The sequence below is a fragment of the Streptococcus sp. 5004 genome (assembly GCF_013276755.1).
Classification (GTDB): Bacteria; Bacillota; Bacilli; order Lactobacillales; family Streptococcaceae; genus Streptococcus.
In genome coordinates this window covers 91,518-113,224 of record NZ_VMLP01000008.1, presented here as the reverse complement: position 1 = coordinate 113,224, position 21,707 = coordinate 91,518, and the positions used below count along the sequence as shown (strand labels likewise).

General features: G+C 42.0%; 25 protein-coding genes. 19 read left to right on the top strand and 6 right to left on the bottom strand.

Annotation, left to right across the window (positions count from 1 at the left end; translation table 11 throughout):
• Positions 1-108: 108 nt before the first annotated feature.
• The 3 genes from trxA to HT685_RS03525 form a co-directional block, all read right to left on the bottom strand.
• The gene (trxA, locus tag HT685_RS03535; RefSeq protein WP_001029581.1) at positions 109-423 is read right to left on the bottom strand and encodes a thioredoxin; all 315 of its coding nucleotides are present in this window, start codon (positions 421-423) and stop codon (positions 109-111) included.
• 16 nt (positions 424-439) lie between these two features.
• Positions 440-661: a DUF4649 family protein gene (locus HT685_RS03530; RefSeq protein ID WP_138702992.1), complete on the bottom strand. Its 222-nt coding sequence runs from the start codon at positions 659-661 to the stop codon at positions 440-442.
• Positions 662-760: 99 nt separating this feature from the next.
• Positions 761-1,141 (bottom strand): MarR family transcriptional regulator, encoded by a 381-nt coding sequence (locus HT685_RS03525; RefSeq protein ID WP_173225624.1) that lies wholly within the window; start codon positions 1,139-1,141, stop codon positions 761-763.
• A 281-nt stretch (positions 1,142-1,422) separates the two neighbouring features.
• Here HT685_RS03525 and HT685_RS03520 point away from each other — a divergent pair, with 281 nt between their 5' ends.
• Positions 1,423-1,797: a CidA/LrgA family protein gene (locus tag HT685_RS03520; protein ID WP_000781325.1), complete on the top strand. Its 375-nt coding sequence runs from the start codon at positions 1,423-1,425 to the stop codon at positions 1,795-1,797.
• The gene (locus HT685_RS03515) at positions 1,794-2,489 is read left to right on the top strand and encodes an LrgB family protein (RefSeq protein WP_173225627.1); all 696 of its coding nucleotides are present in this window, start codon (positions 1,794-1,796) and stop codon (positions 2,487-2,489) included. The genes HT685_RS03520 and HT685_RS03515 overlap by 4 nt, the downstream gene beginning before the upstream one ends.
• A 31-nt stretch (positions 2,490-2,520) precedes the next feature.
• Here the strand turns inward: HT685_RS03515 and HT685_RS03510 are convergent, their stop codons facing one another.
• From HT685_RS03510 to HT685_RS03500, 3 genes are read right to left on the bottom strand one after another with little or no spacing between them, the layout of a single operon-like run.
• Positions 2,521-3,288, bottom strand: coding sequence for a hypothetical protein (locus HT685_RS03510; protein ID WP_173251531.1), 768 nt, complete (start codon positions 3,286-3,288; stop codon positions 2,521-2,523).
• A 16-nt stretch (positions 3,289-3,304) separates the two neighbouring features.
• Positions 3,305-4,000, bottom strand: coding sequence for an ABC transporter ATP-binding protein (locus tag HT685_RS03505; RefSeq protein ID WP_004256110.1), 696 nt, complete (start codon positions 3,998-4,000; stop codon positions 3,305-3,307).
• Positions 4,001-4,004: 4 nt separating this feature from the next.
• Positions 4,005-4,370 carry a GntR family transcriptional regulator gene (locus HT685_RS03500; RefSeq protein WP_000119149.1) on the bottom strand — a complete coding sequence of 122 codons (366 nt, stop codon included), beginning with the start codon at positions 4,368-4,370 and terminating at the stop codon, positions 4,005-4,007.
• 139 nt (positions 4,371-4,509) lie between these two features.
• Here HT685_RS03500 and nrdR point away from each other — a divergent pair, with 139 nt between their 5' ends.
• The 17 genes from nrdR (at position 4,510) to HT685_RS03415 (ending at position 21,547) form a co-directional block, all read left to right on the top strand.
• A complete protein-coding gene (gene nrdR, locus HT685_RS03495) occupies positions 4,510-4,983 on the top strand; it encodes a transcriptional regulator NrdR (protein WP_001203672.1) in 474 nt (157 codons plus the stop codon).
• Positions 4,984-6,153: a replication initiation and membrane attachment family protein gene (locus HT685_RS03490; protein WP_173251533.1), complete on the top strand. Its 1,170-nt coding sequence runs from the start codon at positions 4,984-4,986 to the stop codon at positions 6,151-6,153. It abuts the gene before it with no gap.
• The gene (gene dnaI / locus HT685_RS03485) at positions 6,154-7,050 is read left to right on the top strand and encodes a primosomal protein DnaI (RefSeq protein ID WP_173225636.1); all 897 of its coding nucleotides are present in this window, start codon (positions 6,154-6,156) and stop codon (positions 7,048-7,050) included.
• Positions 7,047-7,760, top strand: a complete 714-nt coding sequence (locus tag HT685_RS03480) for an NADPH-dependent oxidoreductase (RefSeq protein ID WP_173225639.1) — start codon at positions 7,047-7,049, stop codon at positions 7,758-7,760. The genes dnaI and HT685_RS03480 overlap by 4 nt, the downstream gene beginning before the upstream one ends.
• Positions 7,761-7,773: 13 nt before the next feature.
• Positions 7,774-9,084, top strand: a complete 1,311-nt coding sequence (gene der / locus HT685_RS03475) for a ribosome biogenesis GTPase Der (RefSeq protein ID WP_173225642.1) — start codon at positions 7,774-7,776, stop codon at positions 9,082-9,084.
• Between the two features lie 81 nt (positions 9,085-9,165).
• Positions 9,166-9,501 carry a hypothetical protein gene (locus HT685_RS03470; RefSeq protein ID WP_173251535.1) on the top strand — a complete coding sequence of 112 codons (336 nt, stop codon included), beginning with the start codon at positions 9,166-9,168 and terminating at the stop codon, positions 9,499-9,501.
• A 33-nt stretch (positions 9,502-9,534) separates the two neighbouring features.
• Complete coding sequence (locus HT685_RS03465) at positions 9,535-10,326, top strand: hypothetical protein (protein ID WP_173251537.1); 792 nt, start codon at positions 9,535-9,537, stop codon at positions 10,324-10,326.
• The gene (locus tag HT685_RS03460) at positions 10,319-10,960 is read left to right on the top strand and encodes a hypothetical protein (RefSeq protein ID WP_173251553.1); all 642 of its coding nucleotides are present in this window, start codon (positions 10,319-10,321) and stop codon (positions 10,958-10,960) included. The genes HT685_RS03465 and HT685_RS03460 overlap by 8 nt, the downstream gene beginning before the upstream one ends.
• Before the next feature lie 3 nt (positions 10,961-10,963).
• Positions 10,964-11,614 carry an ABC transporter ATP-binding protein gene (locus HT685_RS03455; RefSeq protein WP_173251539.1) on the top strand — a complete coding sequence of 217 codons (651 nt, stop codon included), beginning with the start codon at positions 10,964-10,966 and terminating at the stop codon, positions 11,612-11,614.
• A gap of 10 nt (positions 11,615-11,624) precedes the next feature.
• Positions 11,625-11,912 carry a hypothetical protein gene (locus tag HT685_RS03450; protein WP_173251541.1) on the top strand — a complete coding sequence of 96 codons (288 nt, stop codon included), beginning with the start codon at positions 11,625-11,627 and terminating at the stop codon, positions 11,910-11,912.
• Between the two features lie 145 nt (positions 11,913-12,057).
• The gene (gene secA / locus HT685_RS03445) at positions 12,058-14,571 is read left to right on the top strand and encodes a preprotein translocase subunit SecA (protein WP_173251543.1); all 2,514 of its coding nucleotides are present in this window, start codon (positions 12,058-12,060) and stop codon (positions 14,569-14,571) included.
• Positions 14,572-14,651: 80 nt separating this feature from the next.
• Positions 14,652-15,683, top strand: coding sequence for a 3-deoxy-7-phosphoheptulonate synthase (locus HT685_RS03440; RefSeq protein ID WP_173225660.1), 1,032 nt, complete (start codon positions 14,652-14,654; stop codon positions 15,681-15,683).
• Between the two features lies 1 nt (position 15,684).
• A complete protein-coding gene (locus tag HT685_RS03435; RefSeq protein ID WP_173225662.1) occupies positions 15,685-16,716 on the top strand; it encodes a 3-deoxy-7-phosphoheptulonate synthase in 1,032 nt (343 codons plus the stop codon).
• A gap of 44 nt (positions 16,717-16,760) precedes the next feature.
• On the top strand, positions 16,761-17,123 hold the full coding sequence (gene acpS, locus HT685_RS03430; protein ID WP_240148097.1) for a holo-ACP synthase: 363 nt from the start codon (positions 16,761-16,763) through the stop codon (positions 17,121-17,123).
• Positions 17,113-18,216 carry an alanine racemase gene (gene alr, locus HT685_RS03425; protein WP_173225668.1) on the top strand — a complete coding sequence of 368 codons (1,104 nt, stop codon included), beginning with the start codon at positions 17,113-17,115 and terminating at the stop codon, positions 18,214-18,216. Before acpS ends, alr begins: the two co-directional genes overlap by 11 nt.
• A gap of 18 nt (positions 18,217-18,234) precedes the next feature.
• A complete protein-coding gene (gene recG / locus HT685_RS03420; RefSeq protein WP_173225671.1) occupies positions 18,235-20,250 on the top strand; it encodes an ATP-dependent DNA helicase RecG in 2,016 nt (671 codons plus the stop codon).
• Between the two features lie 316 nt (positions 20,251-20,566).
• The gene (locus tag HT685_RS03415; RefSeq protein WP_173225674.1) at positions 20,567-21,547 is read left to right on the top strand and encodes an acetylxylan esterase; all 981 of its coding nucleotides are present in this window, start codon (positions 20,567-20,569) and stop codon (positions 21,545-21,547) included.
• The last annotated feature ends 160 nt before the right edge of the window (positions 21,548-21,707 follow it).

Genomic DNA, 21,707 nt, shown 5'->3' with positions numbered 1-21,707 from the left:
GCGTGTCCCAAACATCGTAATATTCTATCTACAGTCTAGCATATTTTTTGAAAAATGGCAAAGGGCAAGAAAAAAGAGACCAAAGAAAGTACTTGGTCTCTCGTTTGATTAGCTCAATTCAGCAACGATGGCCTTGATTTGTTCTGCTGTGTGAACACCAGCAACTTGTTTCACTACTTGGCCGTCTTTTTTGAAGAGAAGAGTTGGGATAGACATGATTCCAAAAGCACGAGCTGTGTTTGGATTTTCATCAACGTCCATTTTAACGATTTTCAAAACATCTTCTGAAAGTTCTTCAGACAATTTGTCCAAGATTGGACCTTGCATACGACATGGACCACACCAAGTTGCCCAGAAGTCTACCAAGACCAAACCGTCTTTTGTTTCTTGCTCGAATGTTGCATCTGTAATTGCTTTTGCCATTGTATTTCTCCTTTTTTTAGTTATATTGGCTTAAATCTTGTTTCTTGAGATAGAAGAAGACATCTCCATAAGTCCCATGGTAGTCCAAATCATGACCATTGTAGGTTAATTTTTGGACAGGGTAGTAGTCTGCGACGCCGATAAGGCAAGCTTGTTGCGAACGATCAAAGTCTTCATAAGACTCGAAAGTCACAGTTCTTTCGTTCTTGCTGGCATCTAGATAGGTAATTTCAATCATGTTTAAAACTCCTTTGTTTAATGATGACTTTATTTTACTCCTTATAAAAGAGAATGTCAAGAAAAATGATTGCGCACGCAACTTTTTTTCAAAATCATCTTAAATCAAGAAATCCAAACCAGTTTCCAAGCTTTTTTCGACAGCCTTTTGTAGAGAAGCCAGTGTCTTTTGTCCATCACTTGTCAGGCAGATAAAGCTAGAGCGTCGATCTTGATGGCAACACATACGACTGAGCAGACCGCAATTTTTAGCTTCCAAGCGAGCCACCATCCGAGAAACAGCGCTCGGGCTCAGATGAAGCTTATCTGGCAGGTCAATCTGGCGTAGAGATTTTTCTTCAGCCAAGTCCAGATAGTAGAGTAGGTAGAACTCTTTCAAGGTCAGACTTTGCTCGCTCTGCTGGGCAATGGTCTCTTCCAAGCGAGTCTCGATTTCTTTCTGACGCCGATTGAAGTCAAACCATTTTTCCAAATAGGTCATAGTATCTCCTTTCTTTTTAGAGTTGTAAATAGAGGAAAGTCCATTCACGGACAGTCTCTGCATCACAAGATGATTGCGCATGCAATAATTATACTACTTTTCAAGGATACTGGCAAGAAGGACGCTGGAATATTTTATCCTAAATTACACTGTTTTCACAAGTCAAGAATTGTTTGTATCCCCTTTCCTCTCTAATTTTTAATGACTCTTGTGCATTTCCTTGAAATTTTCTGAAAAAAGAGTAAACTGGTATGCAAGAAGTCTATTTCGTGGAGTTTAGGATGAAATTATATGTTCAATTAATGATTCTCTTTGTGATTTCTCTAATCGGAGAGGGGATTTCCAGTTTCTTTCATTTGCCTATCCCAGGCAGTATTATCGGTTTGATTATTCTCTTTCTAGCCCTACAATTCAAGTGGCTGAGAACCAGACATGTCAACATGGTGGGGAATTTCTTGCTGGCCAATATGACCATTCTCTTTTTGCCGCCAGCAGTGGGAATCATGGAAAAGTTTGATGTGATTGCTCCCTATCTTTTGCCCATTGTTTTGATTGTCTTTTTTGCAGCTGTTATCAATATTATCCTCATTGCTTTGGTGGTTCAGTTTATCAAGAGACGGTTTGAGGGAGATTATGAGAAAGGAGATGCCAAATGAGTGAATTTGTTTCCAATCCCCTGTTTGGGCTTGCCCTGTCAATCCTAGCTTATCTAGTGGGAATGCTGATTTACAGACGTTTTCCCCATCCATTGACAACGCCCTTGCTTTTGTCAGCTGTTTTCATTATCATCTTTCTAAAAGTGACGGGTATTTCTTACCAAGATTACTACCAAGGTGGGGTTTATCTGAACAACTTGATTGTTCCGTCGACCGTGGCTCTGGGGATTCCGCTTTATAAGAGTTTTCATCTGATGAAGCACCATGCTCGCAGTATTCTCTTTGGTAGTCTGTTAGCGGTAGTGGTCAATACCTCTTTCACAGCACTTGTGGCGAAAATTTTTGGCATGGACTTTTTCCTAGCCATTTCTCTCTTTCCCAAGTCAGTAACAACTGCTATGGCAGTGGGAATCACAGAAAAATTGCAAGGTCTGACGACTGTGACCTTGGTGGTTGTAGTGGCGACTGGAATTTTAACCAGTGTCATCGGCCCAACCCTTTTGAAGTGGTTGAAAATTGACGACCCAGTAGCTGTTGGTCTTTCCCTTGGAGGAACAGGCCACGCAGTCGGAACAGGCACAGCCTTCCGATACGGCTCTGTAGCAGGAGCCATGGGTGGTTTGGCTATCGGTGTCACCGGTATTCTCTATGTCTTTGTCAGCCCTATTGTAGCCGGTTTGATATTGAGTTAAATCAAAACCCAGCTTTTTAGCTGGGCATTTTTTATTGCAAATTAACCTTATTTCTCAAAATATAGTAGGTTCCGAGGTAAAAGATAGCTATGAAAATGAGTTCTTCAACAATACTTATACTTGCTCCCATATAGAAATGGTCATTGAGTCCTACAAGTGAATTGACATAGAAATTAGAACTAAGATTGAAGAAAAGTTCAATAAATCCAATGACGATTTGGATACCAATGTAGGCTGCAACAGCGAGTGCTGTACGGTATTCATTGAAAAGCTGTCCAATGGAAATAGCCAAGTAGATGCAGAGTATACTGGAAATGGTATTTAGTAGGAAGGATATACCTGTAAGAAAGATCTGAGGGAGATGTGTTTCTACAAATGTAATCACATAAGAAAGAGGGATCCATTCTGAAGCCGTTATGGTCACAATAATAACAGCACTTAGAGCTAGGACAGCAGTGCTAATCAACGACCAGATAAAGGCACCGATTAGTTTGGTTGTGATGATATGGTGTTCAGAAACTGGCAAGGTCAAAGTCAGATAGCCTTGTCGGTCATAGACACTACCTTTAAAGCGTTTAATGATTAAGAAAAGAGTTGAAATCCCAAGTGTAATCATCAAGCCACCAAAGACGAGGGCTAGAAAAAGTAGCATAGTAGGTTGACTTTCTTTGACAGGTAGATTGTTATAGGTCTGTGCTTGTATCCCGATAAGGGTAGAAAGGACTAGCACGGCAGCGTAGAGGGCTAAATACCACTTGTTAACATTTTTAAATTCATAGCGAACTAAATTCCAAAACATAAATAATCTCCTTTGTTTAGGCCTTAAATTCCTGACGGAAGAGTTGATCAATGGATTCACCTGACTCATAGCGAATATCGTCTACATTGCCTTGACGAACGACTTTTCCGTCTTTGAGGAAGACAATTTCATCCAAGATTGGCTCGATATCTGAAATCAAGTGGGTAGAAATCAAAACGGTAGAAGTTGGTGAGTAGTTGTTGATAATGGTATTGAGGATATAATCACGGGCTGCTGGATCCACCCCACCAATGGGTTCGTCTAAAACGTAGAGACGGGCATCACGGCTCATAACCAAAATCAATTGGACTTTTTCCTTGTTTCCTTTTGATAGTTTCTTGAGACGACTATTTTCATCAATACCTAGGTCTGCAAGTAGATGATGGGCGCGTTCAAGATTGAAATCTTTATAGAAGGTCTTGAAGTAGGTTAGGGCTTCTTTGACCTTCATTTGTTCATTAAGATAGGTTGTATCCGGCAAATAAGCTACGATGGCCTTGGTTGCTGGGCTTGGGTCCATGTCGTTGATGAGGACACGTCCTTGATCTGGTTGTAAGAGGCCATTGATTAGTTTAATCAGGGTTGTTTTCCCTGAGCCGTTTGGACCAAGGAGACCAACAATTTTTCCAGCTGGGATGTCAAGGGAAACATTTTCAAGGGCTGGGGTTGCTCCATAAGATTTGGATACATTTTCAAATGCTAGTAATGACATAGGCTTAAACTCCTTTAATATAATCGCCGACTACGCCTGGTAGTTCTTCTTTTTCATAGCCAAAATGGGTCATGGAGGAAACGAAGTGTTCCAATTCTTCTTCTGATAATTGTTTGCGCGATTGGGCGATTAGCTCCTTATCCTCAGTTACAAATCGTCCAGTTGTGCGCTTGCTGTAGACAAATCCTTCTCGTTCAAGGTCTGACAAGGCTCTTTGGATGGTGTTGGGATTGACACCAGCCTCGCTCGCCAGCTCCCTCACGGTTGGAAGTTGTTGATTGGGTTCCAGTGTATGGGAAACAATCTGAAGCTTGATTTTCTCCATAATCTGTAAATAGATGGGTTTTTTGTTGTCAAATGTCCAGGACATCTTGGTCTCCTTTCTTTTATCCTTTTGTCTTAATTAAATAATACAACAAAACAAAAAACTTGTCAAGCAAAAAGAAGAATTGTTTTGGGAATCGTTTAAAAAATGGTATAATGAAAAGAAAACGATAAGGAGGGAAAGGATGCGTTGTCCAAAATGTGGGGCTACCAAGTCAAGTGTTATCGATAGTCGCCAAGCAGAAGAAGGGAACACCATTCGTAGAAGACGTGAGTGCGATGAATGCCAACACCGTTTTACAACCTACGAACGAGTAGAAGAAAGAACCTTAGTGGTTGTTAAAAAAGATGGCACACGGGAACAATTCTCCAGAGATAAAATCTTTAATGGAATTATCCGCTCAGCTCAGAAACGTCCTGTGTCAAGTGATGAAATAAACATGGTAGTCAATCGTATCGAACAGAAACTCCGTGGTCGAAATGAAAATGAAATTCAAAGTGAGGACATTGGTTCACTCGTCATGGAGGAGTTGGCTGAGTTGGATGAGATTACCTATGTTCGTTTTGCCAGTGTCTATCGTAGTTTTAAGGATGTTAGTGAGTTAGAGAGCTTGCTCCAACAAATTACCCAGTCCTCTAAAAAGAAAAAGGAAAGATAAATGAAGCCAATTGACCGTTTTTCTTATCTAAAGAATAATCGGGTGTCGCAAGATACCTCATCTCTGGTACAGTGCTACCTCCCGATTATCGGTCAGGAGGCACTGAGCCTTTATCTTTATACGATTAGTTTTTGGGATAATGGCAGAAAGGAATATCTTTTTTCAAGCATTCTTAACCATCTCAACTTTGGGATGGATAGACTGATAAAATCCCTGAAAATCCTATCTGCTTTTAATCTCTTGACCCTCTATCAAAAGGGGGATGTTTATCAGCTAGCCCTCCATGCTCCTCTTTCAAGTCAGGATTTCTTGGAACATCCTGTTTATCGCAGACTTTTGGAGAAGAAGATTGGTGATGCAGCTGTGGAGGATTTGAAAGTTGAGAGCACTGAGGGAGAAGAAATACCTGTCTCACTCAATCAAGTCTTTCCAGATTTGGCAGAGCTGGGAAGTCAAGAAGACCTTGGTCTCAAGAAGAAAGTGGCCAACGATTTTGACTTGGACCATTTTCGTCAGCTTATGGCTCGAGATGGACTTCGCTTTGCGGATGAGCAGTCCGATGTCTTAAACCTTTTTGCCATTGCCGAGGAGAAGAAATGGACTTGGTTTGAAACCTATCAATTGGCTAAGTCAACAGCTGTTTCCCGGGTTATTTCAACCAAACGCATGCGGGAAAAAATCGCTCAAAAACCGATTTCCTCTGACTTTAGTCCTAAGGAAGCGACCATTATCAAGGAAGCCAAAAGTAAAACGGCCTTGCAGTTCTTGGCAGAAATCAAGCAAACACGCAAGGGAACTATTACCCAAACAGAAAGAGAACTCTTGCAACAGATGGCTGGCTTGGGCTTGCTGGACGAAGTCATCAATATCATTCTCTTATTGACCTTTAATAAGGTGGATTCGGCAAATATCAATGAGAAATATGCCATGAAGGTAGCCAATGATTACGCCTATCAAAAGATTCATTCAGCAGAAGAGGCAGTATTGCGCATCCGTGAGAGAGGGCAGAAGAATCAGGCTCAAAAAAGCAGTAACTCTAGTCCTACCAAGTCCAATGTACCCAAGTGGAGCAATCCAGATTATAAGAATGAAACCAGCGAGGAAACTCGTCTGGAACTAGAACGTAAGAAACAAGAACTATTAGCTCGATTAGAAAAAGGAGGAGATTAGATGGAAAGTGTCGGAGACGTACTCAAACGTCAACCTAGCCGTTTTCATTATCAAGATTTGGTCCAGAAAATCATGAAGGATCCTGATGTTGCGGCCTTTATCCAGCAAGAATCCCTCAGCCCAGAGGAATTGAATCGCAGTATCTCCAAGTTTAATCAGTACATCACCGAGCGTGATAAGTTTCTTCGTGGTGATACGGATTATATCGCCAAAGGCTACAAGCCTATTTTGGTTATGAATCATGGCTATGCGGATGTTTCTTATGAAGAAACTCCTGAACTAATCGCGGCGGAAAAAGAAGCGGCTATTAAGAACCGTCTCAAGTTAATCAATCTGCCAGCCAGTCTCAGGAAAGCTAGTTTGGCTCAAGTAGACTTGGATGATTTGGGTCGCTTGCCAGTTTTTGAAAAGCTATTAGCCTTCGTGGAACAATATCCAACTATTCGAAAAGGTCTTTACTTATATGGAGACTTTGGTGTGGGTAAAAGTTTCATGGTGGCTGCCCTAGCCCATGATTTATCAGAAAAACGTGGTGTTTCATCCACTCTTCTCCACTATCCTAGCTTTGTCATAGATGTCAAAAATGCTATCGGTGATGGCAATGTCAAAACCTTGGTGGATGAGCTTAAGCTTTCTGAAGTCCTGATTTTAGATGATATTGGTGCCGAGCAATCAACAGCTTGGGTGCGTGACGAAATCCTGCAGGTCATTCTCCAATATCGGATGCAGGAAAATTTACCGACCTTTTTCACATCCAACTTCAACTTTGAAGATTTGGAGTTGCATTTCGCTAAAGGGAAGCAAGGAAATGACGAAACCTGGGAAGCCAGACGAGTCATGGAACGCATCCGTTATTTGGCTGAGGAGACTCGTTTAGAAGGAGTAAACCGTCGATGACAGAAACGATTAAACTGATGAAAGCTCATAAGTCTGTTCGAAGATTTAAGGAGCAAGCCCTTCCTCAGGAAGACTTGACTGAAATCCTGACAGCAGCCCAAATGGCCTCGTCTTGGAAGAATTTTCAATCCTACTCTGTGATTGTAGTACGAGGTCAAGAAAAGAAGGATGCCTTGTATGAATTGGTGCCTCAAGAAGCCATTCGCCAGTCAGCTGTTTTCCTTCTCTTTGTCGGAGATTTGAACCGAGCGGAAAAGGGAGCCCAGCTTCATACTGATACTTTCCAACCCCAAGGTGTAGAAGGTCTCTTGATTAGTTCGGTCGATGCGGCTCTTGCTGGTCAAAATGCCCTGCTGGCAGCTGAAAGCTTGGGCTATGGTGGTGTGATTATCGGTTTGGTTCGATACAAGTCAGAAGAAGTAGCAGAACTCTTTAATTTGCCTGACTACACCTATCCTGTCTTTGGGATGGCACTAGGAATTCCAAATGAAGAACATGAAGTCAAACCTCGCTTGCCATTGAATCAAGTGGTGTTTGAGGAAGAATACCGAGAACAGTCAACTGATGCAATCCAAGCTTATGACCGTGTACAGGCTGACTATGCTGGGGCGCGTGCAACCACAAGCTGGAGTCAGCGCCTAGCAGAACAGTTTGGCCAAGCTGAACCAAGCTCAACTAGAAAAAATCTTGAACAGAAGAACTTATTGTAGAAAGTGAGAAATTATGGCCCTACCAACTATTGCCATTGTAGGACGTCCCAATGTTGGGAAATCAACCCTATTTAATCGGATCGCTGGTGAGCGAATCTCCATTGTAGAAGATGTCGAAGGAGTGACACGTGACCGTATCTATGCAACGGGTGAGTGGCTCAATCGTTCCTTTAGCATGATTGATACAGGAGGAATCGATGATGTCGTTGCTCCTTTCATGGAACAAATCAAGCACCAGGCGGAAATTGCCATGGAAGAAGCAGATGTTATCGTCTTCGTCGTGTCTGGTAAGGAAGGAATTACCGATGCGGACGAATACGTAGCCCGTAAGCTTTATAAGACCCATAAACCAGTTATCCTCGCAGTGAACAAGGTGGACAACCCTGAGATGCGAAATGATATCTATGATTTCTATGCCCTCGGTTTGGGTGAACCACTGCCTATCTCATCTGTCCATGGTATCGGTACAGGGGATGTGCTAGATGCCATCGTAGAAAATCTTCCAAATGAATATGAAGAAGAAAATCCAGATGTGATTAAGTTTAGTCTGATTGGTCGTCCAAACGTTGGAAAATCAAGTTTGATCAATGCTATCTTGGGAGAAGACCGTGTCATTGCCAGTCCTGTTGCTGGAACAACGCGTGACGCTATTGATACCCACTTTACAGATACAGATGGTCAAGAGTTTACCATGATTGATACGGCTGGTATGCGTAAGTCTGGTAAGGTTTATGAAAATACCGAGAAATATTCTGTCATGCGCGCCATGCGTGCTATTGACCGTTCAGATGTGGTCTTGATGGTCATCAATGCGGAAGAGGGTATCCGTGAATACGACAAGCGTATCGCTGGATTTGCCCACGAAGCTGGCAAAGGGATGATTATCGTGGTCAACAAGTGGGATACACTTGAAAAAGATAACCACACCATGAAAAACTGGGAAGAAGATATCCGTGAGCAGTTCCAATACCTGCCTTACGCACCGATTATCTTTGTATCAGCCTTGACCAAGCAACGTCTCCACAAACTGCCTGAGATGATTAAGCAAATCAGTGAAAGTCAAAACACACGTATTCCATCAGCTGTCTTGAACGATGTGATTATGGATGCCATTGCCATCAACCCAACACCGACAGACAAAGGGAAACGCCTCAAGATTTTCTATGCGACCCAAGTGGCAACTAAACCACCAACCTTTGTTATCTTTGTCAACGAAGAAGAGCTTATGCACTTTTCTTACCTGCGTTTCTTGGAAAATCAAATCCGCAAGGCCTTTGTCTTTGAGGGAACTCCAATCCATCTCATCGCAAGAAAGCGTAAATAAAAAAGTAGAATCTGGAATGACATTTCCAGATTTTTTTGATATAATAAAATAATAGAAAACGCTATCAAAAAGGAGGTGTCGATGAAACATTTGTTTAAATTTGTGCTCTTATTTCCCTGGTTTTACTTTTTCAGCTGGATTGAAAAGGATAATAGAGAAAGTAAATTTTTCCCAATTTTTTACTATTTTTACTGGTTTTACATTCCCCTCTATGCTCTTTTTAGCCTTGCTTGGACAGTTATTTCAGTTCTGTTTTTCAATATCGTCTTGAGAAATTTGACAGATATCAAGTTATGGGGCATTTGGTTTCTTTTTATTCTGCTAGCTATTGGTCTGAATAGGTTAACTTATTCCTGTTTCAAAAAAATGCTTAGACTAAGAAAGGAGTTAGGAAAGTCTAAGGGCGGAAGGCATTGATTTATATCGGTTTTTATTTGTAGGAGGTGGCTTATGAAGATTCCTCTCTTAACTTTGGCAAGGCATAAATTTGTTTATGTCTTGCTTACTTTGCTTTTTCTTGCTTTGGTTTATCGTGATGTTTTGATGACTTATTTCTTTTTTGATATTCATGCGCCCGATCTAGCTAAATTCGATGGACAAGCAATTAAAAATGACTTATTAAAATCAGCATTAGATTTTCGTATTCTCCAGTTCAATCTAGGTTTTTATCAATCATTTATTATTCCAATCATCATTGTTTTGCTAGGTTTTCAATATATTGAGCTGAAAAATAAGGTTTTACGATTGAGTATTGGAAGAGAAGTGAGTTATCAAGGGTTAAAAAGAAAGTTGACTTTGCAAGTTGCAAGTATCCCTTGCTTGATATATTTAGTGACTGTGCTGATAATTGCAATTTTAACTTATTTCTTTGGGACTTTTTCTCCTCTTGAATGGAATTCTCTATTTTCTGATGGGAGTAGTTTACAAAGGCTCCTAAATGGAGAGATAACAAGCTATTTGTTCTTTACTTGTGTCCTACTAATCGGTATTTTCATCAATGCAGTCTATTTTTTTAAAATAGTTGATTATTTAGGGAATGTGACTCGTTCGGCAATTGCCTATTTGATGTTTCTTTGGCTTGGTTCTATGTTGCTCTATAGTGCCTTGCCTTACTATATGGTTCCTATAACGAGTTTGATGCAAGCTAGCTATGGGGATGTCAGTTTGATGAAACTCTTTACTCCTTATATCCTTTATATTGTCCCTTATATGGTGCTTGAAAAATATGAAGATAATGTTTAAGAATTTTAACAATATTTTGCTAAAGAGAAAGATCGTTTTACTACTTCGTATAGTTTTGATGATGATTTTGATTAACTATCTATTGTCAACAGTGGTTCAAAAGCAGGATGTTTTTCTCTTTTTCAAGAGGGAATTGATTTCAATCTTTTCCTATAATGACTATTCTGAAGCGAATTTAGAAATCCCCAAACTCTTGTTAAACCTTTCGATTTTCATGGTAGGATGGCTCTCTGTCATTTTGCTTGAAAGTGATTTGGCAGACCATTACCATCACTTGATTCGCTATCAATCAAGCTCCTTTTTCGATTATACAAGGAAACGATTGGTTGTCATCTCTAAATTTTTTACTCAAGATTTATTTGTCTGGTTCCTTGGTTTACTTCCTCTAGGAATTCATTTCAAAACAGTCGTACTTTTCTTTTTACTTGCTCAGTTAATGATGTTGTACTTACTCCTGTCTTATCTGATAGCACTTATTAGTGCGGGCGCTGGTTTTTCCTTTTTTCTCTATTTTTTAGCATTTGTGGGACAAGAATGGATGATGGATCATATTGTAACAGTGTATTTAGTACTCCTAAGTTTATTAGTTATCTTGATTGTTAGTCGTTTGGAAGAGAAATTTAAGAAAGGATAAACGATGAAACTTGAAATTATAGATGGACAGAAAATTTATGGGAAAAGACCTATTTTAAATCAGTTGAATTTGGTGTTTCAATCAGGAAAAATTTATGGACTTAAAGGTGATAATGGATCTGGCAAGACGGTTCTTTTAAAGGTACTTGCTGGTTATATTAAGCTTGACAAAGGAAAAGTTCTTCAAGATGGTAAAGTTTACGGGGTGAAAAATCATTATATTCAGGATGCAGGGATTTTAATTGAAAAGGTAGAGTTTCTATCTCATTTATCCCTGAGAGAAAATTTGGAACTGTTAAGGGATTTTTCATCTGAAATTACTGAAAAAAGAATTGCCGATTGGATCCAATATTATGATTTAAAGGAATTTGAAGATGTTGAATACCGTCATTTATCCTTAGGAACAAAGCAAAAAATAGCTTTGATTCAAGCCTTTATTGCCGAACCATCTATACTCTTTCTCGATGAACCCATGAATGCTTTGGATGAGAAGAGTGTGAGGTTAACCAAACAGGTCATTTTATCTTACCTGAAAAAAGAAAATGGTCTGGTTATCCTGACATCACACATATCGGAAGATATTTCAGACCTTTGCACAGATGTATTAGTTGTCGAAAATGGACATATACAATATTTAAAGGATATACAATCCTAGGAGGTGGCTTATGGAACATCTAAAATCATTTATTACACGCTATTCTAAGGTCTATATTGGTTTAGTTCTGTTGATCTGGCTGGCTTTCTTCTTTCTTCCTTGGGACAGTCCGATTCTGGGGGGGGAGATTGACCTCTTCAGCATACAGAAAGTCTTGCTAGTTTTTGGTATTCTGTCTATTTTGATGGCCTTGCTGTCCAAGAAAGTCAGTCTCTTTGTTTTTGGACTCATCTGCTGTCTTTCTCTTTGGATAAATCTATTTATCCTATTTGCCATTTTGCCGATTTTTGGCAATTAAACCAACATAAAAGTCAGAGAGGTTAGCTTGGGAACTAGCCTCTTTTTCCTTTTCAAAATGGGGATTCTTCCTTGAAAATAATCAGTAATTGTGCTAAAATTAAAAGAACATTCTAAAATATTCGGAATTTAAAGTAAGGAAAAACATGGCTAATATTTTAAAAACAATTATCGAAAATGATAAAGGAGAAATCCGTCGTCTGGAAAAGATGGCTGACAAGGTTTTCAAATACGAAGACCAAATGGCTGCTTTGACTGATGACCAACTAAAAGCAAAAACAGTTGAATTTAAAGAACGTTATCAAAATGGAGAATCACTGGATTCATTGCTTTATGAAGCATTTGCGGTTGTCCGTGAGGGTGCCAAACGTGTCCTAGGCCTCTTCCCATATAAGGTTCAGGTCATGGGGGGAATCGTTCTTCACCATGGTGACGTGCCAGAAATGCGTACAGGGGAAGGGAAAACCTTGACTGCGACTATGCCGGTATACCTCAATGCCCTTTCAGGTAAAGGGGTTCACGTAGTTACGGTCAATGAATACCTGTCAGAACGTGACGCGACTGAAATGGGTGAATTGTACTCATGGCTTGGCTTGTCAGTAGGGATTAACTTGGCTGCCAAATCTCCAATGGAGAAAAAAGAAGCCTATGAGTGTGACATTACCTACTCAACTAACTCAGAAATCGGATTTGACTACCTTCGTGACAACATGGTCGTCCGCGCTGAAAACATGGTACAACGTCCGCTTAACTATGCCTTGGTCGATGAGGTTGACTCAATCTTGATTGATGAGGCCCGTACACCTTTGATCGTATCAGGTGCTAACGCAGTTGAAACCAGTCAGCTCTACCACATGGCAGACCACTATGTGAAATCTTTGGACAAAGACGACTACATCATCGATGTGCAGTCTAAGACTATTGGTTTGTCTGATTCAGGGATTGACAAGGCTGAAAGCTACTTCAAACTTGAAAATCTCTATGACATCGAAAATGTAGCTCTGACTCACTTTATTGATAACGCCCTTCGTGCCAACTATATCATGCTTCTCGATATTGACTATGTGGTGAGCGAAGAGCAAGAAATCTTGATCGTTGACCAATTTACAGGTCGTACCATGGAAGGTCGTCGTTATTCTGATGGCTTGCACCAAGCTATTGAAGCCAAAGAAGGTGTGCCAATCCAGGATGAAACCAAGACATCTGCCTCAATCACCTACCAAAACCTTTTCCGTATGTACAAGAAATTGTCTGGTATGACGGGTACAGGTAAGACGGAGGAAGAAGAATTCCGTGAAATCTACAACATTCGTGTTATTCCAATCCCAACCAACCGTCCTGTTCAACGTATTGACCACTCAGACCTTCTTTATGCAAGTATCGAGGCTAAGTTTAAGGCGGTTGTCGAAGACGTTAAGGCTCGTTACCAAAAAGGTCAGCCTGTCTTGGTTGGTACAGTAGCGGTTGAAACTAGTGACTACATTTCTAAGAAATTAGTCGCAGCTGGCGTTCCTCACGAAGTCTTGAATGCCAAAAACCACTATAGAGAAGCCCAAATCATCATGAATGCTGGTCAACGTGGTGCTGTTACTATCGCAACCAACATGGCCGGTCGTGGTACCGACATCAAGCTTGGTGAAGGGGTTCGTGAATTGGGTGGACTTTGTGTGATTGGTACAGAACGTCATGAAAGTCGTCGTATCGATAACCAGCTTCGTGGACGTTCAGGTCGTCAAGGAGACCCAGGTGAGTCACAATTCTACCTCTCTCTTGAAGATGACTTGATGAAACGTTTTGGTTCTGAACGCTTGAAGGGAATTTTTGAACGTCTCAATATGTCTGAAGAGGCGATTGAGTCTCGTATGTTGACGCGTCAGGTTGAAGCAGCGCAAAAACGTGTCGAAGGAAATAACTACGATACCCGTAAACAAGTCCTTCAATACGATGACGTCATGCGTGAACAACGTGAGATTATCTATGCTCAACGTTACGATGTCATCACTGCAGACCGTGACTTGGCACCTGAAATTCAGTCTATGATCAAACGCACGATTGAACGTGTCGTTGATGGTCATGCGCGTGCCAAACAAGATGAAAAACTAGAGGCGATTTTGAACTTTGCTAAGTACAACTTGCTTCCAGAAGATTCAATTACGATGGACGACTTGTCAGGCTTGTCTGATAAGGCCATCAAGGAAGAACTTTTCCAACGTGCCTTGAAGGTTTACGATAGTCAGGTTTCAAAACTACGTGATGAAGAAGCAGTTAAAGAATTCCAAAAAGTCTTGATTCTACGAGTGGTGGATAACAAGTGGACAGATCATATCGATGCCCTTGATCAATTGCGTAACGCGGTTGGACTTCGTGGCTATGCTCAGAACAACCCTGTTGTTGAGTATCAGGCAGAAGGTTTCCGTATGTTTAATGACATGATTGGTTCGATTGAGTTTGATGTGACACGCTTGATGATGAAAGCACAAATTCATGAACAAGAAAGACCACAGGCAGAACGCCATATCAGTACAACAGCGACTCGCAATATCGCTGCTCACCAAGCAAGTATGCCAGAAGATTTGGATTTGAGCCAGATTGGACGCAATGAACTTTGCCCATGTGGTTCTGGTAAGAAGTTTAAAAACTGTCACGGTAAAAGACAATAAAATGAGATAGTTTAGAGGCGGATACCTTGTGAAAAGTAAATTTTTACTTGGTATCCGTTTGCTTTATAAGGAGATGAGTTATGGTATTTACAGCAAAAAGTCCTAAAATCAATATTGAAGAAGTTCGTGCCTTATCAAAATTAGAAGGCCAAGCTTTGGAGAGAAAATCACAGCGTGATCAAGAGCTAGAAGCCATTATACGTGGAGAAGACCAGCGAATTCTCTTGGTAATCGGGCCATGCTCATCTGACAATGAAGAAGCTGTTCTTGAGTACGCTAAGCGTTTGGCAGCTTTGCAAGAAAAAGTAGCAGACCGTATCTTTATGGTTATGCGTGTTTATACTGCCAAACCCCGTACCAACGGAGATGGATACAAGGGCTTGATTCACCAGCCTAACGCGACAGAAGCACCAAGCCTCATCAACGGAATCAAAGCTGTGCGCCATCTTCACTATCGTGTCATCACAGAAACAGGCATGACAACAGCTGATGAAATGCTTTATCCTGAAAATCTGCCGCTTGTAGATGATTTGATTTCTTATATGGCGGTTGGTGCCCGTTCAGTTGAAGACCAGCAACACCGCTTTGTGGCAAGTGGGGCAGGATTTTCGACTGGTTTTAAAAATCCAACCTCTGGAAATCTCAATGTTATGTTTAATGGGATTTATGCTGCTCAAAACAAACAAAGCTTCCTTTTCCTAGGAAAAGAAGTGGAAACAACTGGTAATCCGCTTTCACACGCTATTCTTCGCGGTGCTCTTAATGAATATGGAAAAAATATTCCCAACTACTATTATGACAATTTAATTGAGACCATTGCCCAGTATGAGAAAATGAGCTTGGAAAATCCTTTTATCATCATTGATACCAATCATGACAACTCTGGTAAGCAATACATGGATCAGATTCGAATTGTCCGCCAGACCTTGATTAACCGTGCTTGGAATGAAAAAATCAAGCAGTTCGTTCGTGGTTTTATGATTGAGTCTTATCTAGAAGACGGTCGTCAAAACGAACCGGAAGTATTTGGCAAGTCTATAACAGACCCTTGCCTGGGTTGGGATAACACAGAAGCTCTTGTCAGAGAAATTTACAAAACGTTAGGAGAATAAGATGGTATTTATTGAAAAAGGTCAAGAAATCGATATGGAAGTCATCAAGGCTGAAACCCAATTGTCTGCGGAAGCCTTGAGACTCAAGGAAAGCCGTGACAGGGAATTGGCAGACATTATTTCAGGGGAAGATGACCGTATCCTCTTGGTGATTGGTCCTTGCTCTTCTGATAATGAAGAAGCTGTCTTGGAATATGCCCGCCGTTTGTCCGCCTTGCAAAAGAAGGTAGCGGACAAGATTTTCATGGTTATGCGCGTGTATACTGCTAAACCTCGGACTAACGGAGACGGCTATAAGGGCTTGGTGCACCAGCCAGATACTTCTAAGGCTCCAAGCCTGATTAACGGTTTGCAGGCTGTGCGCCAGTTGCACTACCGCGTGATTACAGAGACTGGCTTGACAACGGCAGATGAGATGCTTTATCCGTCAAATCTGATTTTGGTGGATGACTTGGTCAGCTACCATGCCGTTGGAGCTCGTTCTGTGGAAGACCAAGAGCACCGCTTTGTGGCTTCAGGGATTGATGCACCAGTCGGGATGAAAAATCCAACCTCAGGAAATTTGGGTGTTATGTTTAACGCCATCTATGCTGCTCAAAACAAGCAAACCTTCCTTTATCATGGGCAGGAAGTTGAGACATCAGGTAATCCTTTGGCCCATGTTATCCTCCGTGGAGCAGTTAACGAGTATGGCAATTATATGCCGAATTACTACTATGAAAACCTACTTCAAGCCATTGAACGCTATGAAACCATGGGACTTGAAAATCCCTTTATCCTCATTGATACCAACCATGATAACTCCGGCAAGCAGTATATGGAGCAGATTCGAATTGTTCGTCAGACCTTGCAGAATCGTGATTGGAATGAGAAAATCAAAAAGACGGTTCGAGGCTTTATGATTGAATCCTACCTAGCAGATGGTCGTCAAAACCAACCAGAGGTCTTTGGTTGCTCTATTACTGACCCTTGCCTAGGTTGGGAAAATACAGAGGCTTTGATAGAAGAGATTTATGCTACCTTGACAAAATAAGTGAAAAGGATGGAGTTGGGGAATCTCAACTCCTTTTGATGAAAATGATAGTTGGACATGGAATTGACATCGAAGAATTGGCTTCGATAGAAAGCGCAGTTACACGACATGAAGGCTTTGCTAAGCGCGTGCTGACCGCTAAGGAAATGGAACGGTTTAACAGTCTTAAAGGGCGCAGGCAGATTGAATATTTGGCTGGTCGCTGGTCGGCTAAAGAAGCCTTTTCCAAGGCCATGGGAACGGGTATTGGCAAGCTCGGTTTTCAGGATTTAGAAGTTTTGAACAATGAACGCGGGGCGCCTTATTTTAGTCAGTCATCATTTTCAGGAAAAATTTGGCTGTCTATTAGCCATACCGATCAGTTTGTGACAGCCAGTGTTATTTTGGAGGAAAATCATGAAAGCTAGTCCGCATAGACCAACCAAGGCTCTGATTCATCTGGGAGCTATTCGACACAATATTCAGCAAATGGGGGCTCATATCCCTAATGGGACACTCAAGTGGGCAGTGGTCAAGGCCAATGCTTACGGGCATGGAGCTGTTGCCGTTGCTAAGGCAATCCAAGATGATGTTGATGGCTTTTGCGTTTCCAATATCGATGAAGCCATTGAACTCAGACAAGCTGGACTCAGCAAGCCAATCCTCATTTTAGGAGTTTCTGAGCTAGAAGTTGTTGCTCTAGCTAAAGAATACGATATCACCTTGACAGTGGCTGGACTGGAGTGGATTCAAGCACTCTTATCTAGGGAGGAAGATCTAGCAGGTTTAACAGTCCATCTCAAGATTGACTCAGGCATGGGACGAATTGGTTTTAGAGAGGCTCGTGAGACTAATCAGGCTCGAGACTTGCTCCAACAACATGGTGTGCATGTTGAAGGGATTTTTACCCACTTTGCTACTGCTGATGAGGAATCAGATGACTATTTTAATGCCCAGTTAGAACGGTTTAAAACCATTCTATCAAGTATGAAAGGTCTTCCAGAGCTGGTTCATGCCAGTAATTCAGCAACGACCCTTTGGCATGCAGAGACTATTTTCAATGCGGTTCGTATGGGAGACGCCATGTATGGTCTCAATCCTAGCGGAGAGGTCTTGGATTTGCCTTATGATTTGATACCGGCCTTGACCTTGGAGTCTGCTTTAGTTCATGTCAAGACAGTTCCAGCTGGGGCTTGCATGGGCTATGGAGCGACCTATCAAGCGGATAGCGAGCAAGTCATCGCGACCGTGCCAATCGGCTATGCGGATGGTTGGACACGAGACCTGCAAAATTTCTCTGTCTTGGTAGATGGCCAAGCTTGCCCAATCGTCGGCAGGGTTTCGATGGACCAAATCACCATTCGTCTGCCTAAGCCTTACCCACTCGGAACTAAGGTAACTTTGATTGGCTCCAACGGTGACAAGGAAATCACTGCAACTCAGGTAGCTGCCTACCGTGGGACTATTAACTATGAGGTGGTTTGTCTCCTCAGCGACCGCATTCCGAGAGAATATTATTAGAAAAGAAAGGAGTGGAGCATGAATCTACATCAACCCTTGCATGTCTTACCTGGTGTGGGACCAAAGTCAGCAGAAAAATACGCCAAACTAGGAATTGAAAATTTGCAAGATCTCTTGCTCTACTTTCCTTTCCGTTACGAAGATTTTAAGACCAAGCAGGTGCTGGAACTGGAAGACGGGGAAAAGGCAGTTCTGTCTGGTCAAGTCGTGACTCCTGCCAGTGTCCAGTATTATGGTTTCAAACGCAATCGTCTACGCTTTAGTCTCAAGCAGGGAGAAGTTGTTTTTGCGGTGAATTTCTTTAACCAGCCCTATCTAGCAGATAAGATAGAGTTGGGAGCAACTCTTGCTGTCTTTGGAAAATGGGACCGTGCCAAGGCTAGTTTGACTGGGATGAAGGTCCTGGCTCAGGTGGAAGATGACCTCCAACCTGTCTATCGCTTGGCTCAGGGAATCAGTCAGGCCAGTTTGGTCAAGGTCATCAAGACAGCCTTTGATCAGGGACTGGACCTCTTGATTGAGGAAAATCTTCCCCAGTCTTTGCTGGACAAATACAAACTCATGTCCCGTTGTCAGGCCGTTCGTGCTATGCATTTCCCCAAGGATTTGGGAGAATACAAGCAGGCCCTTCGCCGTATCAAATTTGAGGAACTCTTTTATTTTCAAATGCAGTTGCAGACGCTCAAGTCTGAAAATAGAGTTCAGGGAAGCGGTCTGGTTCTGGATTGGTCTCAGGAAAAAGTGACAGCAGTCAAAGAAAGCCTGCCTTTTGCCCTGACTTCAGCTCAAGAAAAGAGTTTGCAAGAAATTTTGATCGACATGAAGTCGGATCACCACATGAATCGTCTCTTGCAAGGGGATGTGGGGAGTGGAAAAACAGTCGTCGCTGGCTTGGCTATGTATGCGGCAGTGACGACTGGCTATCAGGCTGCTCTCATGGTGCCAACAGAAATTCTCGCAGAGCAACATTTTGAGAGTCTACAGAGTCTATTCCCAGACCTAAAACTCGCTCTCTTGACAGGTTCCTTGAAAGCTGCAGAAAAGAGAGAAGTCTTGGAGACTATTGCCAAGGGTGAGGCTGATTTGATTATCGGAACTCACGCTCTGATACAGGATGGGGTGGAGTATGCTCGTCTTGGTTTGATTATTATCGATGAGCAGCACCGTTTTGGTGTGGGGCAAAGGCGTATTTTACGGGAAAAAGGAGACAATCCAGATGTCCTCATGATGACGGCGACTCCCATACCAAGAACCTTGGCCATCACAGCCTTTGGAGATATGGATGTTTCCATTATCGACCAGATGCCAGCAGGACGGAAACCTATTGTGACACGCTGGATCAAGCATGAGCAACTACCACAGGTCTTGACTTGGTTAGAGGGAGAAATCCAAAAAGGTTCCCAAGCCTATGTCATCTCTCCCTTGATTGAAGAATCAGAAGCTCTGGATTTGAAAAATGCCATTGCTCTATCTGAGGAGTTAACGGCTCATTTTGCTGGCAAGGCAGAAGTAGCCCTCCTACATGGCAAGATGAAGAGTGACGAAAAAGACCAGATTATGCAGGAGTTCAAAGAGAGAAAAACGGATATTCTAGTTTCGACAACGGTTATCGAGGTCGGGGTCAATGTTCCCAATGCGACCGTTATGATTATCATGGATGCCGACCGTTTTGGTCTCAGTCAACTCCATCAGCTCAGAGGTCGTGTTGGTCGGGGGGACAAGCAGTCCTATGCTGTTCTCGTGGCTAATCCCAAGACCAAGTCAGGGAAAGACCGCATGCGCATCATGACAGAAACCACTAATGGATTTCTCCTTGCGGAGGAAGATTTGAAAATGCGTGGTTCAGGTGAGATTTTTGGAACCAGACAGTCAGGACTACCAGAGTTTCAAGTAGCTGATATTATCGAAGATTTTCCGATTTTAGAAGAAGCAAGAAAGGTTGCTAGTTACATTAGTTCTATTGAAGGCTGGCAAGAGGATCCAGAGTGGCGCATGATAGCTTTTCATTTGGAAAAGAAAGAACATCTGGATTAAGCTTTCTCTAAGGAAAACTTAAGCTAGCTTTCAGATTTGACCCTTATACTAGAGTCATCAAAAAGAAACGAGGACTCTCACATGACAGTAACGATTAAAGTAAATTACCAAACCACTTTTCAAAAGAAGGAAGCAAAAAACTAGTATAAACAGAAGAGAGAGCGAAATGCTCTTTTTTTGTTTCTAAAACTACTTTCAGCCTATCATCCTAAAAGTAAAGAATCTAAATTCACTTTCTATTTACCCTTCTTTCTTGCATTGCTTCCCTAGATGTGCTACAGTGGTGCTAGCGATTACAAAATATAAGGAGCATGCTATGAAAAATCCAACTTTGTTAGAAGAGATTAAGACTTATCTAGGAAGGGATGAGGTTCCAGAAGACTTTGATGCTTTCTGGGATGAGGAAGTGAAAAATGTTTCCACGCTTCCAGCCTACCACTTGGAGGAAAGAGATTTCCACCTTCCTCAAGTCAAGTGCTATGAGTTAACCTTTGAAGGAACCAATGAAGGCAAGGTCTATGCACGCGTCGTTCTTCCAAAGAGTGAGGAGAAGGTTCCGCTAATCTTCCATTTCCATGGTTATATGGGACGTGGCTGGGACTGGACCGACATGCTGGCCTTCACCGTGGCTGGTTACGGTGTTGTCTCCATGGATGTGCGGGGCCAGTCAGGTTATTCGCAAGACGGCTTGCGTTCTCCTCTAGGAAATACTGTTAAGGGGCATATCATCCGTGGGGCTGTGGAAGGTCGGGATCGCCTCTTTTATAAGGATGTTTATCTGGATATTTACCAGTTGGTCGAAATTGTTGCTAGTCTGTCTCAGGTTGATGAGAAGCGTCTTTCTAGCTATGGTGCCTCGCAAGGAGGGGCTTTGGCCTTGGTTGCAGCAGCGCTCAATCCTCGAATTCAGAAAACAGTTGCCATCTATCCCTTCTTGTCAGACTTCAGACGAGTGCTTGAGATTGGTAATACTAGCGAGGCTTACGACGAACTTTTCCGTTATTTCAAGTTTCACGACCCCTTCCATGAAACAGAGGAGGAAATCATGGCGACCCTGGCCTATATCGATGTGAAAAATCTTGCCCATCGTATCAAGGGTGAGGTTAAGATGATTACGGGCTTGGACGATGATGTTTGCTATCCTATTACCCAGTTTGCGATTTACAACCGTCTGACATGCGATAAAGCCTATCGCATCATGCCTGAGTATGCCCACGAAGCCATGAATGTATTTGTCAATGACCAAGTCTACAACTGGCTTTGTGGTAGTGAAATTCCTTTTAAGTATGTGAAGTGATGAATGAGAGAGCCTAGTAGCTCTCTTTTTGTATAGAGTCTAGTCAGCAAATATTCTAGTTCATATATACTTTGAAATTCATACTCTTCGAAAATCTCTTCAAACCACGTCAGCTTCGCCTTGTCGTATATATATGTTACTGACTTCGTCAGTTCTATCT

Excerpts from the sequence above, each read along its gene's own strand:
- trxA (WP_001029581.1), bottom strand. The coding sequence starts at position 423 with ATGGCAAAAGCAATTACAGATGCAACATTCGAGCAAGAAACAAAAGAC.
- HT685_RS03530 (WP_138702992.1), bottom strand. The coding sequence starts at position 661 with ATGATTGAAATTACCTATCTAGATGCCAGCAAGAACGAAAGAACTGTG.
- HT685_RS03525 (WP_173225624.1), bottom strand. The coding sequence starts at position 1,141 with ATGACCTATTTGGAAAAATGGTTTGACTTCAATCGGCGTCAGAAAGAA.
- HT685_RS03520 (WP_000781325.1), top strand. The coding sequence starts at position 1,423 with ATGAAATTATATGTTCAATTAATGATTCTCTTTGTGATTTCTCTAATC.
- HT685_RS03515 (WP_173225627.1), top strand. The coding sequence starts at position 1,794 with ATGAGTGAATTTGTTTCCAATCCCCTGTTTGGGCTTGCCCTGTCAATC.
- HT685_RS03510 (WP_173251531.1), bottom strand. The coding sequence starts at position 3,288 with ATGTTTTGGAATTTAGTTCGCTATGAATTTAAAAATGTTAACAAGTGG.
- HT685_RS03505 (WP_004256110.1), bottom strand. The coding sequence starts at position 4,000 with ATGTCATTACTAGCATTTGAAAATGTATCCAAATCTTATGGAGCAACC.
- HT685_RS03500 (WP_000119149.1), bottom strand. The coding sequence starts at position 4,370 with ATGTCCTGGACATTTGACAACAAAAAACCCATCTATTTACAGATTATG.
- nrdR (WP_001203672.1), top strand. The coding sequence starts at position 4,510 with ATGCGTTGTCCAAAATGTGGGGCTACCAAGTCAAGTGTTATCGATAGT.
- HT685_RS03490 (WP_173251533.1), top strand. The coding sequence starts at position 4,984 with ATGAAGCCAATTGACCGTTTTTCTTATCTAAAGAATAATCGGGTGTCG.
- dnaI (WP_173225636.1), top strand. The coding sequence starts at position 6,154 with ATGGAAAGTGTCGGAGACGTACTCAAACGTCAACCTAGCCGTTTTCAT.
- HT685_RS03480 (WP_173225639.1), top strand. The coding sequence starts at position 7,047 with ATGACAGAAACGATTAAACTGATGAAAGCTCATAAGTCTGTTCGAAGA.
- der (WP_173225642.1), top strand. The coding sequence starts at position 7,774 with ATGGCCCTACCAACTATTGCCATTGTAGGACGTCCCAATGTTGGGAAA.
- HT685_RS03470 (WP_173251535.1), top strand. The coding sequence starts at position 9,166 with ATGAAACATTTGTTTAAATTTGTGCTCTTATTTCCCTGGTTTTACTTT.
- HT685_RS03465 (WP_173251537.1), top strand. The coding sequence starts at position 9,535 with ATGAAGATTCCTCTCTTAACTTTGGCAAGGCATAAATTTGTTTATGTC.
- HT685_RS03460 (WP_173251553.1), top strand. The coding sequence starts at position 10,319 with ATGTTTAAGAATTTTAACAATATTTTGCTAAAGAGAAAGATCGTTTTA.
- HT685_RS03455 (WP_173251539.1), top strand. The coding sequence starts at position 10,964 with ATGAAACTTGAAATTATAGATGGACAGAAAATTTATGGGAAAAGACCT.
- HT685_RS03450 (WP_173251541.1), top strand. The coding sequence starts at position 11,625 with ATGGAACATCTAAAATCATTTATTACACGCTATTCTAAGGTCTATATT.
- secA (WP_173251543.1), top strand. The coding sequence starts at position 12,058 with ATGGCTAATATTTTAAAAACAATTATCGAAAATGATAAAGGAGAAATC.
- HT685_RS03440 (WP_173225660.1), top strand. The coding sequence starts at position 14,652 with ATGGTATTTACAGCAAAAAGTCCTAAAATCAATATTGAAGAAGTTCGT.
- HT685_RS03435 (WP_173225662.1), top strand. The coding sequence starts at position 15,685 with ATGGTATTTATTGAAAAAGGTCAAGAAATCGATATGGAAGTCATCAAG.
- acpS (WP_240148097.1), top strand. The coding sequence starts at position 16,761 with ATGATAGTTGGACATGGAATTGACATCGAAGAATTGGCTTCGATAGAA.
- alr (WP_173225668.1), top strand. The coding sequence starts at position 17,113 with ATGAAAGCTAGTCCGCATAGACCAACCAAGGCTCTGATTCATCTGGGA.
- recG (WP_173225671.1), top strand. The coding sequence starts at position 18,235 with ATGAATCTACATCAACCCTTGCATGTCTTACCTGGTGTGGGACCAAAG.
- HT685_RS03415 (WP_173225674.1), top strand. The coding sequence starts at position 20,567 with ATGAAAAATCCAACTTTGTTAGAAGAGATTAAGACTTATCTAGGAAGG.